The organism is Chryseobacterium sp. DZ-32, from assembly GCF_059587025.1.
The window spans coordinates 1-515 of sequence record NZ_JCAIOM010000050.1 but is presented as its reverse complement, the minus strand read 5'-3'; the positions used below and the strand labels follow the sequence as shown (position 1 = coordinate 515).

2 tRNA genes are annotated in these 515 nt (G+C 39.4%); both read right to left on the bottom strand.

What is annotated here, in order from left to right:
• Positions 1-3: 3 nt before the first annotated feature.
• Positions 4-78, bottom strand: a tRNA-Pro gene (locus AC59HC_RS22995).
• 362 nt (positions 79-440) lie between these two features.
• A tRNA-Arg gene (locus AC59HC_RS22990) sits at positions 441-514 on the bottom strand.
• Between the last annotated feature and the right edge of the window lies 1 nt (position 515).

Below are 515 nucleotides of genomic sequence, written 5' to 3'. Positions count from 1 at the left end.
AAGTCGGGGCGGCAGGATTCGAACCTGCGACCTCCTGGTCCCAAACCAGGCGCGATGACCGGACTACGCTACGCCCCGAAGGTGTCATCAGTAACGAATTTTACTTCGTTTTTGCGGTTGCAAAGGTACAATACTTTTTGGAATAAAAAAATAAAATAAGGAATAATTTTTAATTAATTTTTCATGAGTGCTTCTTGATTAATTGTACATATTTAAAAATCATAGTCTTATACTGTTTTTATAATCCCATGCTAAAACGGTTTATTTTACCCAAATCTGAGGAGAAACAAAAAGACTCACTGTTTCCAATAAGTCTTTATGTGAGCGCGAAAGGATTCGAACTTTTGCCGTCCCGATTGAAATCGGGATGCTCTATTTAGTAATTATTGTTTGAGGGAATAAAAACAAAAAAGACTCACTGTTTCCAGTAAGTCTTTATGTGAGCGCGAAAGGATTCGAACCTTTGACCGTCTGCTTAGAAGGCAGATGCTCTATCCAGCTGAGCTACGCACCCT